This is a genomic window from Devosia sp. (assembly GCF_036563435.1).
Taxonomy (GTDB): domain Bacteria; phylum Pseudomonadota; class Alphaproteobacteria; order Rhizobiales; family Devosiaceae; genus Devosia.
The window spans coordinates 99,878-115,933 of record NZ_DATCMJ010000001.1 but is presented as its reverse complement, the minus strand read 5'-3'; the positions used below and the strand labels follow the sequence as shown (position 1 = coordinate 115,933).

At 63.5% G+C, this 16,056-nt stretch carries 13 protein-coding genes; 9 read left to right on the top strand and 4 right to left on the bottom strand.

The features are described from left to right. Positions 1-32 precede the first annotated feature (32 nt). The 7 genes from ftsZ (at position 33) to VIL88_RS00475 (ending at position 9,718) form a co-directional block, all read left to right on the top strand. Entirely contained in the window at positions 33-1,736 is a 1,704-nt protein-coding gene (ftsZ, locus tag VIL88_RS00505) for a cell division protein FtsZ (protein WP_331984820.1), read from the top strand. Between the two features lie 109 nt (positions 1,737-1,845). Continuing rightward, positions 1,846-2,805 (top strand): UDP-3-O-acyl-N-acetylglucosamine deacetylase, encoded by a 960-nt coding sequence (lpxC, locus tag VIL88_RS00500; protein WP_331984818.1) that lies wholly within the window; start codon positions 1,846-1,848, stop codon positions 2,803-2,805. A gap of 80 nt (positions 2,806-2,885) precedes the next feature. Further along, positions 2,886-3,722 carry an outer membrane protein assembly factor BamD gene (locus VIL88_RS00495; protein ID WP_331984816.1) on the top strand — a complete coding sequence of 279 codons (837 nt, stop codon included), beginning with the start codon at positions 2,886-2,888 and terminating at the stop codon, positions 3,720-3,722. Positions 3,723-3,888: 166 nt separating this feature from the next. Beyond that, positions 3,889-5,559: a DNA repair protein RecN gene (recN, locus tag VIL88_RS00490; RefSeq protein WP_331984814.1), complete on the top strand. Its 1,671-nt coding sequence runs from the start codon at positions 3,889-3,891 to the stop codon at positions 5,557-5,559. A 183-nt stretch (positions 5,560-5,742) separates the two neighbouring features. After that, the gene (ligA, locus tag VIL88_RS00485; RefSeq protein WP_331985692.1) at positions 5,743-7,944 is read left to right on the top strand and encodes an NAD-dependent DNA ligase LigA; all 2,202 of its coding nucleotides are present in this window, start codon (positions 5,743-5,745) and stop codon (positions 7,942-7,944) included. 9 nt (positions 7,945-7,953) lie between these two features. Continuing rightward, a complete protein-coding gene (locus VIL88_RS00480) occupies positions 7,954-9,237 on the top strand; it encodes a hypothetical protein (RefSeq protein WP_331984812.1) in 1,284 nt (427 codons plus the stop codon). A gap of 16 nt (positions 9,238-9,253) precedes the next feature. Then, on the top strand, positions 9,254-9,718 hold the full coding sequence (locus tag VIL88_RS00475) for a DUF3828 domain-containing protein (protein ID WP_331984810.1): 465 nt from the start codon (positions 9,254-9,256) through the stop codon (positions 9,716-9,718). 9 nt (positions 9,719-9,727) lie between these two features. Here VIL88_RS00475 and VIL88_RS00470 read toward each other — a convergent pair whose 3' ends face one another. After that, a complete protein-coding gene (locus VIL88_RS00470; RefSeq protein WP_331984808.1) occupies positions 9,728-11,551 on the bottom strand; it encodes an aminopeptidase P family protein in 1,824 nt (607 codons plus the stop codon). A 114-nt stretch (positions 11,552-11,665) separates the two neighbouring features. On the opposite strand from VIL88_RS00470, the gene VIL88_RS00465 reads away from it, so the two are divergent. Both VIL88_RS00465 and VIL88_RS00460 read left to right on the top strand, forming a co-directional pair. Beyond that, positions 11,666-11,800 carry a hypothetical protein gene (locus VIL88_RS00465; RefSeq protein ID WP_331984806.1) on the top strand — a complete coding sequence of 45 codons (135 nt, stop codon included), beginning with the start codon at positions 11,666-11,668 and terminating at the stop codon, positions 11,798-11,800. Between the two features lie 121 nt (positions 11,801-11,921). Continuing rightward, positions 11,922-12,053 carry a hypothetical protein gene (locus VIL88_RS00460; RefSeq protein WP_300280515.1) on the top strand — a complete coding sequence of 44 codons (132 nt, stop codon included), beginning with the start codon at positions 11,922-11,924 and terminating at the stop codon, positions 12,051-12,053. Positions 12,054-12,161: 108 nt separating this feature from the next. On the opposite strand, the gene VIL88_RS00455 is transcribed toward VIL88_RS00460, so the two are convergent. The 3 genes from VIL88_RS00455 to VIL88_RS00445 all read right to left on the bottom strand — a co-directional run bounded on the left by VIL88_RS00455 (position 12,162) and on the right by VIL88_RS00445 (position 15,860). Next, positions 12,162-13,034, bottom strand: coding sequence for a 50S ribosomal protein L11 methyltransferase (locus tag VIL88_RS00455; RefSeq protein WP_331984801.1), 873 nt, complete (start codon positions 13,032-13,034; stop codon positions 12,162-12,164). Positions 13,035-13,117: 83 nt separating this feature from the next. Then, positions 13,118-13,435: a heavy metal-binding domain-containing protein gene (locus tag VIL88_RS00450; RefSeq protein ID WP_331984799.1), complete on the bottom strand. Its 318-nt coding sequence runs from the start codon at positions 13,433-13,435 to the stop codon at positions 13,118-13,120. A gap of 88 nt (positions 13,436-13,523) precedes the next feature. Continuing rightward, entirely contained in the window at positions 13,524-15,860 is a 2,337-nt protein-coding gene (locus tag VIL88_RS00445) for an ATP-dependent helicase (protein WP_331984797.1), read from the bottom strand. Between the last annotated feature and the right edge of the window lie 196 nt (positions 15,861-16,056).

The window sequence follows — 16,056 nt, the reverse complement described above, 5'->3', positions numbered from 1 at the left end:
TCTTTACCAACAACGCCACTATGAGGCCATTCATGACCATCAACCTCACCATCCCGGATATTCAGGAACTGAAGCCTCGCATTACCGTCTTTGGTACGGGTGGCGCGGGCGGCAACGCCGTTAACAACATGATTGAGTCCGGGCTCGATGGCGTGGACTTCGTGGTCGCCAACACCGACGCGCAGGCACTGGCGCTCAGCAAGGCGCAGCGCATCATCCAGCTTGGCGTGGGCGTTACCGAAGGTCTTGGCGCCGGTTCGCACCCCGAAGTGGGTCGTGCTGCAGCCGAAGAAAGCTGGGATGAGATCAACGATCACCTCTCGGGTTCGCACATGGTCTTCATCACCGCCGGCATGGGCGGTGGTACCGGTACCGGCGCTGCTCCGGTTGTAGCACGTGCGGCGCGCGAGCAGGGCATCCTGACCGTCGGTGTTGTGACCAAGCCGTTCAACTTCGAAGGCAATCGCCGTGCGCGCCTCGCCGAAGATGGCATCGACGAGCTGCATCGCCACGTTGATACCCTGATCGTCATTCCGAACCAGAACCTCTTCCGCGTCGCCAACGAGAAGACCACCTTCGCCGACGCCTTCGCGATGGCCGACCAGGTGCTGTTCTCGGGTGTTGCCTGCATCACCGACCTGATGGTCAAGGAAGGCCTCATCAATCTCGACTTCGCCGACGTGCGCGCCGTAATGCGCGGCATGGGCAAGGCGATGATGGGTACCGGCGAGGCTTCGGGCGAAGATCGTGCCCGCCACGCCGCCGAAGCTGCCATCGCCAACCCGCTGCTCGACGACGTCTCGATGCACGGTGCCCGTGGCCTCCTGATCTCGATCACTGGCGGTCCGGACCTCACCCTTTACGAAGTCGACGAAGCGGCTTCGCGCATTCGCGAAGAAGTCGATCCCGATTGCAACATCATCCTCGGCGCCACCTACGACCCGAGCCTCACCGGCACGTTGCGCGTTTCGGTTGTGGCCACCGGCACCGACGCGACCATGGTGCAGGCCCTCGAGCCGGCGAAGCCGCATGCTTCGCGTACGCCGCTCGAAGTGCGCCGCCACGTGCCGGTCGAGCCGACCCGCGTGCAGATGGAGCGCGCCGCCGTGGCAACTCCGGCGCCTGCGCCCGCACCGGCACCGATGCCGGTTCCTCAGGCGATCGAGCAGGATGTGGAAGCGGCTATGGCCCAGGCTTTCAGTCTGTCCAGCCAGCATGCCGCCCCAGCAGCATCCTATGATGCCGTGGAAGACGATGGCGTCTTCGTGGAGCCCTATATCCCCGAGGCCCAGAGCATCCACGAGGACGAGCCTGTTGCCGTCGATGATTCGCCGGTTCCGAGCGTCTATGTCCCCTCTCATGCTGCCCGGCCCGAAGGTCAGCGCCGCATGCCGCGCACCGAGGAGCTTCCGGTTGTTGCTCGCCGGTCACAGGAGCCGCAGGATCGTCTCGAGAGCGAACCGCGTAATGCACGCGCTTTGTTCAAGAAACTGGCCTCGAATGTCGGCCTGAATCTGGGCCAGCAGGCTGCCGCTCCCAAGCAGGAAGCGGTCTACTCCCCGGCCGACGACGCCGCTGCGCGCAGCGCGATTGAAGCTGGTGGCGCAAGGGGTTCGCGCGTCGCGCCGAGCGTCGAAGGTGCCCGTGGCAACCTCGACATGCACGGCCGCCAGCCGGCTCCGGCACCGCAAAAGGAAAGCCTCGAGATCCCGGCCTTCCTGCGCAAACACGGTTAACATCTGCCGCGTATAATCGAAGAAGAGTACTCGGTGCGACTTTCGCACCGAGTTTTTTTTGGCTAACACGCCTGCTGGGCGGAGAAGGTCGTGTCGGAGTTATTCGAGTATGCATAAACTTGCCACGCGCCAGCGCACTCTTGCTGCTGCGATCAGCTTCGCCGGATATGGCGTGCATAGCGGCCAGCCAGTGACGCTGACGATCAGCCCCGGCGCGCCTGACTCGGGCCTGACCATCTGCCGCGAACGTGGCGATGGCACAACGACTGTGCCGGTTCCGGTGCACTTCTCGCGCGTGACCCGCACGACGCTCTGCACGACTCTCGACCTTGGCGACAGCATCAGCGTTGCCACGATCGAACACGTGACCTCGGCCCTCAGCGGCATGGGTGTCGACAACGCCATCATCAAGCTGGATGGCGGCGAGTGCCCCATCCTCGATGGCAGCGCCCGCCCATTCGCCGATGCCATTCTCAGCGTCGGCCTCGATATCCAGCCGGCGCAGCGCAAGTTCCTCAAGGTGCTGCGCGCCGTGACCGTGCGCAACAACGACGCCTTCGCCGCCCTCGAGCCCTATAACGGCCGTGCGCTCGATCTCGAGATCGACTTCGACAGCAAGGTGATCGGCCGCCAGCGCATGATCTTCGATTGGACACCGCGCCGCTATTATGAAGACGTGTCGCGCGCCCGCACCTTTGGCTTTGTGCGCGATGCCAAGATCCTGCGCCAGGCCGGCTATGCGCTGGGATCGAGCCTCGACAACTCCATCACGGTGCACGAGGACCGCATTCTCAACCCCGGCGGTCTGCGCTTCGAAGACGAGTTCGTGCGCCACAAGCTGCTCGACGCGATCGGCGATCTGTCGCTGGGTGGCCTGCCGATCTGGGGCCGCTTCCGTTCGTACAAGGGCGGCCATGCCCTCAATGCCCATGTCCTGACCGGTCTCTTTTCCAGCGAAGCCAACTATGAGATAGTTGGCGCCGAGGACCTGCCGCTTGAATTCGAAGCCTTCGAGGATCAACCCCAAGGCCTTGCGGTCAATCATTACCTGCGTTCGGTGCGCTCCTGATCGGATCGGCCGCGCCACAGTTTTGATCCAATTGCTAACTACGCCGCAGCCAGCGGTTTCGATTAAGGACGGGGCACTTCGTGACAGTTGACGTTTTTGGTGGTTTCGCCAGCCGCACCGCCCGGTTTGTGGCGGTCGCTGCCTTCGCGGCCTTTCTTGCTGGCTGCAGCATGTTTGGCCCGCCCAAGGTCAAGGAAGAGCCGATCATTCCGGCTGCGACGCTGTACCAGAAGGCGCTGGACGACATGGATCGCCAGTACTTCGCGACAGCCATCAAGTCGCTGGAACAACTTGACCGGCAGCATCCCCGCGACCCCATGGTCGAAAAGTCCAAGCTGATGCAGGTCTTCGCAAATTATCGTGCCGGCAAGCTGCCCGAGGCAATCCTGGCCGCCGACCGCTACATGGCGCTTTACCCCAATGGCAAGGACGCCGCTTACGTCCTTTACCTCAAGGGCAACGCCTATTTCGCGCAGATCAAGGACATCACGCGCGACCAGCAGCTTTCGACTGACGCGATCGATACCTACAACCTGGTGATCTCCACCTATCCGAAATCGGAATATGCCGAGGACGCCAAGGAAAAGCTCCTGGTGGCCTATGACCAGCTGGCCGGCAAGGAAATGTCGGTGGGCCGCTATTATCTCGGCAACGGGCAGTATACGGCGGCCATCAACCGCTTCCGCGTCGTGGTGGAAACCTGGCAGACATCGACGCATATCGAGGAAGCGCTGTATCGCCTCGCCGAAGCCTATCTGCTGCTGGGCCTGACCAACGAAGCCAGTACGGCGATCGCGGTTCTGGGCCACAACTACCCGTCGAGCACGTGGTACAAGCAGGGTTTCGAGCTCCTGGGCAAGCAAGGGCTTACCCCCTCCGTCAACAGCGGCAGTTGGATGGCGGGCCTTCGGACCTAGGGGTTCCAAGATTTTGTTGCTAGTTTGTTCTGGGGCGCTACAATGCGCCCCAGATCGTTTGTGGAACCGTGTTCTCGCCGATGTGCGGGAGTTGTGTCCGATGGCCGTCGCACGTACGGCCGCCGGGTGATAGATTAGTCGGGCAAGAGTCTAGGGTAATCCGCGCATGCTGAACGCGCTTTCGGTTCGCAATATTGTTCTGATCGACCAGCTTGATCTGGCTCTCGACGGGGGCATGACCGTATTGACCGGGGAAACCGGCGCCGGCAAGTCGATCCTCCTTGATGCGCTGACTCTGGCGCTGGGTGGCCGCGGCGATGCCTCGCTGGTGCGCAGCGGGCAGGAGAGTGGGCAGGTTGTCGCCGTGCTGCAGCTTGCACCCGATCACCCGGCACGGGCGGCCTTGCGGGACAATGCCATTCCCGACGACGAGGACGTGATCCTGCGCCGCGTGCAGTTTGCCGATGGACGGACGAAGGCCTTCATCAATGACCAGCCGGTCTCGGCGGCGCTGCTGCAGAAGGTTGGCGGCCAGATCGTGGAAATCCACGGCCAGCATGACGATCGGGCGCTGGTAGATGTCGCCACGCATCGTGCGGCTTTGGACGCATTCGGCGAACTCGAGAAGCAGGTGGACAAAGTCCGCGCTGCCTGGTTGGCGCTGGGCGAAGCGCAGGAGGCGGTGGCCGAGCAGAAGGCGCTGGTGGCCGAGGCGCTGGCTGCGGAAGACTATGCGCGTCACACGGTGGAGGAACTCAGCAAGCTCAAGCCGGCCGTTGGCGAGGAAGAGGAACTTGCCGAACGGAGGCAGCACCTGCAGCAGGCCGAGCGATCTGCATCCGACGTCGTCGAGATCGACGAGATGCTCAATGGACCCTCGGCGCCGGCGCCGGCTCTAGCGGGCCTGATGCGCCGGCTGATGCGCAAGATCGATGGCGGGCAGACACTGTTTCAGCCGATTGTCGATACGATCGACGCGTCACTGGTGGCGCTGGACCGCACCAGTGATGCGCTGGAAGAGCTCAAGCGCGAAATCGCCTATGATCCATCCGAGCTAGAGGCGTTGGAGGAGCGGCTCTTTGCCCTGCGCGCCATGGCCCGCAAGCACCAGACCAGCTGTGACGGCCTGGCGGAGGTGCTGGCCAAGTACAGCGCCGATCTCGAAACGCTGCAGAGCGGGGAGACGCGTTTGACCGCCTTGCAGGCAGCGGAAGTCAAGGCGCTGGAAGACTATCGCAAGGCCGCCGAAGTGCTGAGCAAGGGGCGAGCCAAGGCAGCGGGTGCTCTCAGCAAGGCGGTAGGCGCCGAACTGCCCGACCTGAAGCTGGGCTCGGCGCGGTTCATCGTGGATCATCAGGTCGACGATGGGCGCATGGCGGCCTCGGGCTTCGACCAGATCCAGTTCCATGTGCAGACCAATCCCGGCACGGCAGCCGGTCCGCTGCTCAAGGTCGCGTCGGGTGGCGAACTCAGCCGTTTCCTCTTGGCGCTCAAGGTGGTGCTGGCGGATCGCGGTTCGGCGCCGGTACTGATCTTTGACGAAATCGACACCGGTGTCGGCGGGGCGGTGGCCGACGCGATCGGGCGGCGGCTGGCGCGCCTGGCGGGCAAGGTGCAGGTGCTGGCGGTGACCCATGCGCCGCAGGTCGCGGCACGGGCGCAGCGGCATCTGCTGATCGAAAAGCAGGCGGTCAAGGAAGGGGCATTCATGCGCACGCATGTGAAGCCACTCGACGTGGCGGCGCGGCAGGAGGAAGTGGCGCGCATGCTGGCGGGCGCAAAGGTCACCGACGAGGCGCGCGCTGCGGCAAGCAAGCTGTTGAGCGAAGTGGGGTAGCTGTCACCTCACATACGGCGTCATTCCCGCGCCGGCTGGAATCCATTAGGGTTCTAACAGAATAGAGAAGTAGACCTCATCCTGAGCCTGTCGCAGGACGAGGTTGTGGCAAGATGGTGTGCCCGGCCTCGTGGTTCGACAGGCCCACCATGAGGCCTAACAGAGTGCACCGCGATGACCGACCTGTCCAACAAGCCCGTCACCGACCTGACCGCTGACGAAGCCGAGGCCGAGCTGGCGCGGCTGGCCGAGGCCATCGCGCAAGCTGACATCGCCTATCACCAGAAGGACGCGCCGGAGATTACCGACGCCGAATACGATGCGCTGCGCCGGCGCAACGATGCCATCGAGCAAGCCTTCCCCGATCTGGTGCGGCCGAATAGTCCGGCGAACTCGGTCGGGGCACCACCAGCCGAAGGCTTTGCCAAGGTTCGGCATGCCGTTCCGATGCTGAGCCTTGCGAAAGCCTATACGGATGAGGACGTGCTCGATTTCATTGCGCGTGGGCGCCGTTTCTTTGAGCGCGACAAGGACCTCGACATCGCCTTCACGGCGGAGCCCAAGATCGACGGGCTGTCGGCATCGCTGCTTTACGAGAATGGCGTCTTCGTGCGTGGCGCCACGCGCGGCGACGGCACGGTTGGCGAGGACATCACCGCCAACCTCAGGACCATCGCCGACATTCCCCACAAGCTTGCCGGCAACGGCTGGCCGGCGACCTTTGAAATCCGCGGCGAGGTCTACATGACCTATGCGGAGTTCCAGGCGCTCAAGGCGCGTTCCGCCGCCTCTGGCGGGCAGGACTATGTCAATCCACGCAATACGGCAGCCGGTTCGCTGCGGCAGAAGGATGCGTCAGTTACGGCAAGCCGCAACCTCAAGTTCTTTGCCTATGCCTGGGGGGCCGCCAGCGAGGACCCTGCGCCAACCCAGTTCGACGCGGTGCAGCGCTTTGCCGACTGGGGCTTCAAGATCAATCCGCTCATGGTGCGCGCGCGCTCGGCGGAGGAATTGATCGCCCATTACCACCGGATCGAAGAGCAGCGCTCCTCGCTGGGCTATGACATCGACGGGGTGGTCTACAAGGTCGATCAACTGGAGCTGCAGCGCCGCTGGGGTTTCGTCACCGGCGAACCGCGCTGGGCCATTGCGCACAAGTTCCCTGCAGAGCAGGCGCGCACCACGGTGCGCGACATCGAAATCCAGGTGGGTCGGACCGGCACACTGGCGCCCATCGCCCGGCTGGATCCCGTTAGCGTCGGTGGGGTGACGGTGGTCAATGCCACGCTCCACAACGAAGACTACATTGCGGGCCGCGACAGCAATGGCCAGCCGATCCGCGACGGCAAGGATATCCGCATCGGCGACACCGTGCTGATCCAGCGCGCTGGCGATGTCATTCCGCAGATCGTTGACGTGGTGCTCGAGAAGCGTCCGCCCGATGCACAACCCTATCAGATGCCGCATACCTGTCCCGTCTGCGGGTCGCCGGCGACGCGTGAACTCAACGAGAAGACCGGCAAGGAGGACTCCCGCCGCCGCTGCACCGGCGAGATGATCTGTCCCGCCCAGGCCGTAGAGGCGCTGCGCCACTTCGTGTCGCGCGGGGCGATGGACATCGAAGGGCTCGGGGCCGAGAACATCGACCTCTTCTTTAATGCCGGCCTGATCAAGACAGCGGCCGACATCTTCACGCTCAAGGGTCGACGCGGAGAGGTGCAGCGGGCGCTGGCCGAACGCCGTGAGGAGCAGGCGCGCCAGCGCGAGGCCCAGTCTGGCAAGGCGCGCAAGAATGTGCGCAGCGTCGAGGACCGCAACTATGAGGGGCTCGACAAGCTTTTCGCGGCGATCGACGCGCGGCGCGAGCCGGAGCTCGATCGCTTCATCTTCGCGCTGGGCATACGGCATATCGGGGAGACGACCGCGGCTGTCCTCGCGCGTACCTTCGGGTCGATCGACAAGCTGGAAGAGGCGGGCAAGGAGCTGGTAGGCGCCGCCGACCCGATGGCGGTGTTCCCTTCGATCGACGGTATTGGTGCGACGGTGGTCGAGGCGCTGGTGGACTTCTTCTCCAACGAGCGCAATGTGGCCGCGCTGGATCGTCTGCTGGAGCAGGTTCACCCCAAGCCTTACGTCGTTGCCATTGCCGCCGACGGCGCCGTGGCGGGAAAGACCGTGGTTTTCACCGGCACGCTGGAAAAAATGTCACGATCGGAAGCCAAGGCTATGGCGGAGCGGTTGGGCGCCAAGGTTGCGGGATCGGTGTCGGCCAAGACCGATATCCTGATCGCGGGGCCGGGCGCCGGCTCCAAGCTCAAGTCGGCCGAGGCGCTTGGCGTCGAGGTGATCAGCGAAGACGAATGGTTTGCCCGCGTGGGCAAGTAGGGGGACGGCATGCGTCAGGTGGGTTGGGTTGCGGCAATGATGGTGGCCATGCTTGTGCCCGCTCTTGCCGGTGAGATGGGCGACCAACTGCCTAGCCGGCTCTATGACGGCAGCTGGCGGGAGGTCGCGCCCGAAGCCGCCGCGCTTTGCGAGGAGGAGCAATCCGACGCCTGCTTCGCCACTGGCCTCTTTACCCTTGTGAGCGCTTATGAAGATCTGGCGCAGTCGCTGTATCGTCACGGGGCGACGGACCCTGGTTCCCCGGGCATGGCGCTGCTGCTGGGGATGGACACTGGCGCCGAGAAGCCGGGTCCGGCAAATCCTGATCCGGAGCCGCTGAGCTACCAGGACTTGCGCGCCATACTGGAAGCCTTCGAAGACCAGCTGACCAGCGCGTCCGCCCTTTTCGAGCGGGCGGGGAATGGCGAGAGCTTCGTTATCACCATCGATCCGTTCCAGGTGCGGGTGGATCTGGACGGCAATGGTGCGGCCGGCGAGGGAGAGACGCTGGCGCTGTTGGTCGATGCGCTGGGGGAGTTCGCACAAATGCCATATCCGGATGGCCTGCCGCCGGAAGGCAAGGTCAAGCGGCCGCCGCCGCGTCCCGACACCAGCGTCGGCTTCGACAATGCCGACGCGATCTGGTTTGCCGGCTACAGCAATATCGTGGCAGCGCCGGTAGACCTTCTCCTGGCGCATGACTTTTCGGCCTTTTTCGACGCCTATCTGCATCGGGTGTTTCCCAAGGCGGGACTGCCCATGCAGGACCATTCTGAAGGCGGCATGCTGTTCATGGATGCCAGCAGTGATGCCTGGATTGCCGATCTGGTTGCGGCTATCCACACCAGCGACTTCTCCGTGGCCGACGCGCCGCGGCTCGCCGGTGTGCTGGAGCGCCTCAAGCGCATCACCTCCCTGTCGCGCCGGAACTGGGAGTTGATCCTGGCTGAAGACGACGACAACCGGGAACTGGTGCCATCGCCGCGGCAGACCTCCATCGTGCCAAGCATGACGGTAACGCAGGAGACGGTGGATGCCTGGCTGGCGACGCTCGACACGGTGGACCGGGTGCTGGCGGGCGAACTGCTGGTGCCCCATTGGCGCTTCGAGCAGGGCTTCGATCTTGAGGCCTACTTCACCTCGGCGACCGAAACCGACATCGTTATGCTGATGACGGGGCAGGGGGCGCTGCCCTTCCTTCGTGACGGCCCCGTGGCAGATGCCCAAAGCTTTGCGGAGGCGAGCGAGACACTGGGCGCCGACTGGCTCAGCTATGCCTTCTGGTTCAACTAACCCCATCGGAGACACGATGCGCACTGCCATCGCTACCGGATTGTTTCTTGCCCTGGGCAGCCTCGCCCTGGCCCAGCCCTACCAGACGCCGGAGGCGCTGCTGGAAGCTTTTTACAGCCCCTATACCAGCGGCGACTTCCCCGAGGACGAGAGCGGCTTCCGGTCCGAAGCCCTGCAGGCGCTCTATGATGCCGATGATGCCAATACGCCCGATGGCGAGATGGGTGCCCTGGGCTTTGATCCCTATATCGATGGGCAAGATTTCGATCTCACCGAGCTTGAGATCGGTGACGCCGAGATCGAGGGGGACACGGCTTCGGTTGCGGTTACGTTCGAGAATTTCGGCGAACCGCGCAGCCTCGTCTATGAATTGGTGTTCGAAGACGGCGGCTGGAAGATCAATGACCTGGTCTCGACCAATCCGGACAATGAATACCGCCTGAGCGAAATCTTCGCCGAGGCCACGGGCGACGCCGAGTAGCGAAGGGGGCTAGAGCTCCGCCGTTGCCTGCTGCAACCACGCCTTGACGCTGCCGCTGACGCGGGGGCCGATCTGCTGCCACACCTGCTGGTGGTAGAGGTCGAGCCAGCTCCGCTCCTCGCCGGTGAGGAGCGAAGGCTCGATGAGCCGCTTGTCGATGGGCGCAAGGGTCAGCGTCTGGAATTCGAGATAGCCTGGATAGGTGGGGCTTTCCACCACAGTGATCAGGTTCTCGATGCGGATGCCGAAGGCGCCTTCCTGGTAGTATCCGGGCTCGTTGGACAGGACATTGCCGACCTCCAAGGGCAGGGTATAGCGCGAGGAGATGCCGACGGGGCCCTCATGAACGCCCAGGAAAGCACCGACGCCATGACCGGTGCCATGATTGTAGGTCACCCCATCCTGCCACAGGAACTGGCGCGCGAGGATATCGAGCTGCGCGCCGCTGGTGCCCTTGGGGAAGCGTGCGCGGGATATGGCAATCATGCCCTTGAGAACGCGCGTATAGCGGTCGCGCTGCTCGGGCGTCGTGGCGCCGGTCGAAAGGGTGCGGGTGATGTCGGTGGTGCCCGACAGATATTGAGCCCCTGAATCCACCAGCATGATCTCGCCGGGGCGGAGCCTGCGATCGGTCTTGTCGCTGACGCGGTAGTGGACGATGGCGCCATTGGGGCCAGCCCCGGCGATCGTGTCGAAGCTGGCGTCGATGCAGCTCTCATCCTCGCGGCGGAAGGCCTCCAGCGCGGTGACGATGCCGATCTCGGTGAGCTTGCCCTTTGGCGCTTCGCTGTCGAACCAGGCAAGGAACTTGGCCAGGGCGACGCCGTCTAGCAGATGGGCTTCGACCATGCCGGCGAGTTCGGCAGCATTCTTGCGCGACTTCGGCAGCAGCACGGGGTCGCGCTTCTCGACCAGCTTGGCGCCGCCATGCCGCAGGGTGGTGGCCACCGCCTCGGGTGCGCTGGACGGATCGATCAGCACGGCCTTGCCGGCTCGGCCCAGATGCTCGAGGGCGGGGGCAAAGGCTTCGCGGCTTTCGAGACGAGCGATGCCATGGAGGGATTGCTCCAACTCGGGCGTGATCCTGTCAGCGCCCAGATAAAGCACCGGTTCGCCTTCCTGCGGCACGATAGCAAAGGCCAGCACAAAGGGAGTGTTGGGCACATCGCGGCCGCGCATGTTGAACAGCCAGCAAATGGATTCGGGAAGGGTCAGGACTGCGGCATCGGCGTGGTCGGCGGCCAGCGACGCCTGAAGCTCCTTGATCTTGTCGGCTGCCGTCTTGCCGGCGCGGTTGTGGCCGAGGAATTCAATCGGGGAGGCGGGAGGGGCAGGACGATCGGTCCAGATGGTGTCGACCAGGTTTTCTGCGGGAGTCAGAGTGGCGTGGCCTTCCAGAAGGCTGGCCGTCTCCCGGATCTCTCCCGGCGTATGAAGCCATGGATCGTAGGCAATGGTGCTGCCTTCGGCGACCAGCTCGCGCGCTGCGTCATTGAGACCGCCGCGATCAGACTGAATGACGGTGACCAGATCGGTGTCGGTTTGTGCCGGTGCCTGCAGGGTATAGCGGCTGTCGACAAAGAGTCCTGCCTTCTCCGAACCGACCATGGCAAGACCGGCCGAGCCGGTGAAGCCGGTGAGATAGGCCAGCCGGGCTTCGCCGGGTGGAACGGACTCGCCGCGATGGGCGTCGGCCCTGGGCACCAGGAAACCATCGAGACCCCTGCCTTTCATTGCCTGCCGGAGGGCGGCAAGGCGCGGCGCGACTTGGGTCTTGTCAGCCTTTTCCTCGAAGCTCTGGAAGACCGTGGGTGGGAAGTTCCGGGACGACATGGGCGGCACGATCCTTGGGCGGACTGCAGTAAGGGCATGGCTGGCGTGACGAAACGGCCAGTACAATAAGCGTGGCCGGACACTATCTTAGTAGCAGGACAAAGGAGAGCGAAAATGGCACAGGACAAGAATTTTGCCCGCCGCGCATTCGAGGCGCTGATCGCCGGACGCGAGCGCCAGGCCCAGCGTTATGTCGCCCGTTTCGAGCGCGAAATGGACGAGATGAACGGAAGATTAAGGAAGCGCTAAGGCGGTTTGCGAGTCTTGCAGGGCTGGTCTGACGGAATACCGTCTAATCATGCAAGGCGCGTTGAACTAGATAGACCGTGACGAGGGCAATAGACCGTCGTCGACGTGCATGGAGACTAAGATGACCGAGAGCAAGAACGATTTCCGCAAGGCACTGGGGTCCGTCCTCGAAGCCCGTGGCCGTGAATCGAGCCGCCAGGTCAGCTATCGCATGCAGCATCAGCTGATCGGCGCATTCACCAAGCGCCCGTAAGGCCCGCTGCGGTTTACTGCTGACGATCCTGGTTGATCCCCGAAGCCTGCTTCGGGGATTTTGCTTTTTCTGGACTTAGTTGGCGATACGCCGATGAAGCGCTCGGCTTCAGGGCATCTGGAGGATGAGCGTCGTCCAGTCCTTGCGCTGAAGCTTCTGGCTCAGCACCATGCCCTGGCGGGCATAGGCATTGATGACGCCGCGCGCCTGGTGCTGGAGGATGCCGGACAAAATGATGGTGGCGCCCTTCTGCGCGATGCGGCCGACCGATGGCGCCAGCGCCATCAAAGGACCGGCAAGGATATTGGCGACGATCAGATCGTAGGGGGCGTTCTGCTTGATCGCGGGGTGGTTCACCCCGGTGGCTTCCAGAGCCACGATGTGCTTGCCGACGCCGTTCTGGGCAGCGTTGTCGATGGTCGTGGTGACCGAAACCGGGTCGATATCGCTGGCGATCACCGTACGGTTGGTGCGCTTGGCCAAGGCGATGGCCAGCACTCCGGTACCAGTGCCGACGTCGATCATGTGCCGCGGACGGCTGCGCTTGAGGACGATGTTGATGGCTTCAAGGCACCCGGTGGTCGTCTCGTGGTGCCCGGTGCCGAAAGCCTGGGCGGCATCGATCTTCATGGGCGTAAACCCGCCCGGGACGGGGGCCGTCTCGTGGCTACCGTAGACATAGAATCCGCCGGCAATCACGGGCGCCAGCCCCTCGAGAGAGCGGGCAACCCAGTTGATGTCGGGGTCGATCGTTTCTACGGTGAAATCGACGGCGATGCCGAGGCTCTGCTGTGCCAGGTCCCGGAAGCTCTGCAGGTCCGGTGTCTCCTCGCAGCCGGCTTCAAAGAACCACTCGCCAGTGTCCTCGTTCTCGTGTGCCGAGGCGGTGGCCGCGAGTTCACCCAGTTCCATGACCGCATCTACCAGCGCATAGGCCTGGTCTTTGCTGAGGGCGGATGAGGTGAGTTGCTGGACGGCCATGGCGTATTCCTGATTTGCCGCCTCCTTGCGCCAAGAGCGGCGCAAGGTCAATCGCCTTGGCTGTGACGAGCTGGAGCCAGCGGTCAGAGGCGGACGGCGGTGCCGGAAATGGAAACCATCAGCATGGAGCCGCCCTGGCCGACCACTTCATAGTCGAGATCGACACCGACTACGGCATCCGCTCCGACGCGCTCGGCTTCGTAGGCCAGTTCGTCATAGGCCTGGCGGCGCGCATCGCGCAGGGCGCCTTCATAGGCACCGGCGCGGCCGCCGACGATGTCGCGAATATTGGCAAAGAGATCGCGGAAGATGTTCGCGCCGACGATCACTTCGCCGGTGACGATGCCCAGATATTCGCGGATGGGGCGGCCTTCCAGCGTCGGCGTGGTCGAAATGATCATCTCTCTCTCCTCTGTTGATAGGGGAGAAATAGGTCTGATGCAGGACCGGAAAAAGGGCAGGTGGGCGAAAGATATATCCTTACGCCTGTCAGCCCTTCTTGACGAAGCTCTCCAGCACCTTCTTCTGACCGGCCTTCTCGAACTCGATGGTCAGCTTGTTGCCTTCGATATTGGTGATTTCACCGTAGCCGAACTTGAGGTGGAAGACGCGTTCGCCGATTGCGAAGGCGGAGCGGTCATTGCCCAGATCAACGGAACGCGCAACCAGTTCCCCCTCGATCGTCAAGGGGCCACCGCCCTTGCGGCTCGCCTGCTGTGCGCGGGCACGTTGCCAGCCCGGCGTTTCATAGACGCTCTCGAAGGGGTCAGCCTTGTTGAACCGGCTGGCGGCCCCGCCGCCATAGCTATAGCCGCCATAGGCCGATCCGCGATCGGTGACCACGACAGCGTCGGGGGGCAACTCGTCGATGAAGCGCGACGGAATGGCCGATTGCCAGAGGCCGTGAATGCGCCGGTTCTGCGCTGCCGAGATGCGGACGCGCTTGCGCCCGCGGGTTATGCCGACATAGCCGAGGCGCCGTTCTTCCTCCAGGCCGGCGCGGCCGCTTTCATCCATGGAGCGCTGGCTGGGGAAGGTGCCGTCTTCCCAACCGGGAAGAAAGACCGTGTCATATTCCAGCCCCTTGGCGGAATGGAGGGTCATGATGGTGACGGCGTCGCTGGAGTCGGCGCTGTCGCGATCCATGACCAGCGAGATGTGTTCAAGGAACCCGCCCAGGGTTTCGAACTCCTCCATGGAACGGCTGAGTTCCTTGAGGTTTTCCTTGCGGCCCTGGGACTCGGCGGATTTGTCTGCCGCCAGCATGTCCATATAGCCACTTTCCTCGAGGATTTGCTCCACCAGCTGGTAGGGGGGCAGGCTGTCGGCGCGATAGGACCAGTTGTCGAACTGCGCCACCAGGTTGCGCAGGGTGGTGCGCTGCTTGGGTTTCAGATCCTCGGTTTCAACCATCAGGCGGGTTGCCTGCAGCAGCGGCATGTTCTGGTGCCGCGAGGTGGCCGTCAGCATGTTGACCGTGGAGTCGCCAAGGCCCCGCTTGGGCACGTTGATGATGCGTTCGAAGGCAAGGTCGTCGGAGGGCTGTGCAACGAGCCGGAGATAGGCCAGGGCGTCGCGGATTTCCTTTCGCTCGTAAAAGCGGGGGCCGCCGATGACGCGATAGTTGAGGCCGAGGGTGATGAAGCGCTCTTCGAATTCGCGCATCTGGAACGAGGCGCGCACCAGGATCGCCATCGAGTTCAGCGACTCGCCCTGGCGCTGGTACTGCTCGATCTCCTCGCCAACCGTCCGCGCCTCCTCCTCGGAGTCATAGACCTGGGTGAAGGAGATGGGCTCGCCGGCCTCGGCCACGTCGGTATGAAGGGTCTTGCCCAGGCGGCCTTCATTGAAGGCGATCAGGGTCGAGGCGGCCTTAAGGATATTGGCGGTGGAGCGGTAGTTGCGCTCGAGCTTGATGACCTTGGCGCCGGGGAAGTCCTTCTCGAAGCGCAGGATGTTGTCTACCTCGGCGCCGCGCCAGCCATAGATGGACTGGTCGTCGTCACCCACGACGCAGATATTGGCCTCGCTTGCCGGGCGACCCTGCGCCAGGAGGCGCAGCCACAAATATTGCGCCGTGTTGCTGTCCTGGTACTCGTCGACCAGCATGTAGCGGAACTTGCGGTGGTACTCGGCCAGAACTTCCGGGTTCTCACGGAACAGGCGGATGCACTCCAGCAGCAAGTCACCGAAGTCGGCGGCGTTGAGCACTTTGAGGCGCGCCTGGTAGTCGGCATAGAGCTTGAGCGACTTGCCATTGGCAAAGACGCCGCCCTCGGTGACCGGCACGTCCTTAGGCAGCCAGCCTCGGTTCTTCCAGGCGTCCAGCATCCCGGCGAACTGCCGCGCCGGCCAGCGCTTGTCGTCGATGTTCTCGGCTTCCAGCAGCTGCTTGATCAGCCGGATCTGGTCGTCCGTGTCGAGGATGGTGAATTGCGGCTTGAGATCGACCAGCTCGGCATGCGCACGCAGGATGCGCGCCGAGACCGAGTGGAAGGTGCCCATCCACGGCAGGCCGTCAAAATTCGGCACCTGGTCATGGATGCGCTTCTTCATCTCGCCCGCGGCCTTGTTGGTGAAGGTCACGGCCAGAATCTGGCTGCCCCAGGCGAGGCGCTGGTTGAGGATATGGGCGATACGCGTGGTGAGAACCCGGGTCTTGCCGGTACCCGCCCCGGCAAGCACCAGGAGCGGCCCTTCGGTCGACAGCACCGCGTCGCGCTGCTCCGGATTCAGCCCGGCCAGGTAGTCCGGCGCTTGCTGCCGGTTCAACTGGCTGGTGATGGGACCGCCAAGCGGGCGGTGCAGGGGAGCGGGTTCGGACATGCGGTGCTTTGTTCCGGAAGCTGGCGCCACAGGCGGTCGACCAGCCTTGACGAATCTCATTTTGTTCTGGTGCGCAATATAGGTTCGGTAGCCCACCTTGTATAGGACGAGGGGGCGTCACCGATCCGTCATACAGCTGTCATCGAAGAGTCTTGGCGGCTCACTAAGCGGAGGCCCACCAATCCAGGGGGACCTC

What these genes read in the sequence shown, in the direction of transcription:
- ftsZ (WP_331984820.1), top strand. Translation starts at nt 33, where the DNA reads ATGACCATCAACCTCACCATCCCGGATATTCAGGAACTGAAGCCTCGC.
- lpxC (WP_331984818.1), top strand. Translation starts at nt 1,846, where the DNA reads ATGCATAAACTTGCCACGCGCCAGCGCACTCTTGCTGCTGCGATCAGC.
- recN (WP_331984814.1), top strand. Translation starts at nt 3,889, where the DNA reads ATGCTGAACGCGCTTTCGGTTCGCAATATTGTTCTGATCGACCAGCTT.
- VIL88_RS00480 (WP_331984812.1), top strand. Translation starts at nt 7,954, where the DNA reads ATGCGTCAGGTGGGTTGGGTTGCGGCAATGATGGTGGCCATGCTTGTG.
- VIL88_RS00475 (WP_331984810.1), top strand. Translation starts at nt 9,254, where the DNA reads ATGCGCACTGCCATCGCTACCGGATTGTTTCTTGCCCTGGGCAGCCTC.
- VIL88_RS00470 (WP_331984808.1), bottom strand. Translation starts at nt 11,551, where the DNA reads ATGTCGTCCCGGAACTTCCCACCCACGGTCTTCCAGAGCTTCGAGGAA.
- VIL88_RS00465 (WP_331984806.1), top strand. Translation starts at nt 11,666, where the DNA reads ATGGCACAGGACAAGAATTTTGCCCGCCGCGCATTCGAGGCGCTGATC.
- VIL88_RS00460 (WP_300280515.1), top strand. Translation starts at nt 11,922, where the DNA reads ATGACCGAGAGCAAGAACGATTTCCGCAAGGCACTGGGGTCCGTCCTC.
- VIL88_RS00455 (WP_331984801.1), bottom strand. Translation starts at nt 13,034, where the DNA reads ATGGCCGTCCAGCAACTCACCTCATCCGCCCTCAGCAAAGACCAGGCC.
- VIL88_RS00450 (WP_331984799.1), bottom strand. Translation starts at nt 13,435, where the DNA reads ATGATCATTTCGACCACGCCGACGCTGGAAGGCCGCCCCATCCGCGAA.
- VIL88_RS00445 (WP_331984797.1), bottom strand. Translation starts at nt 15,860, where the DNA reads ATGTCCGAACCCGCTCCCCTGCACCGCCCGCTTGGCGGTCCCATCACC.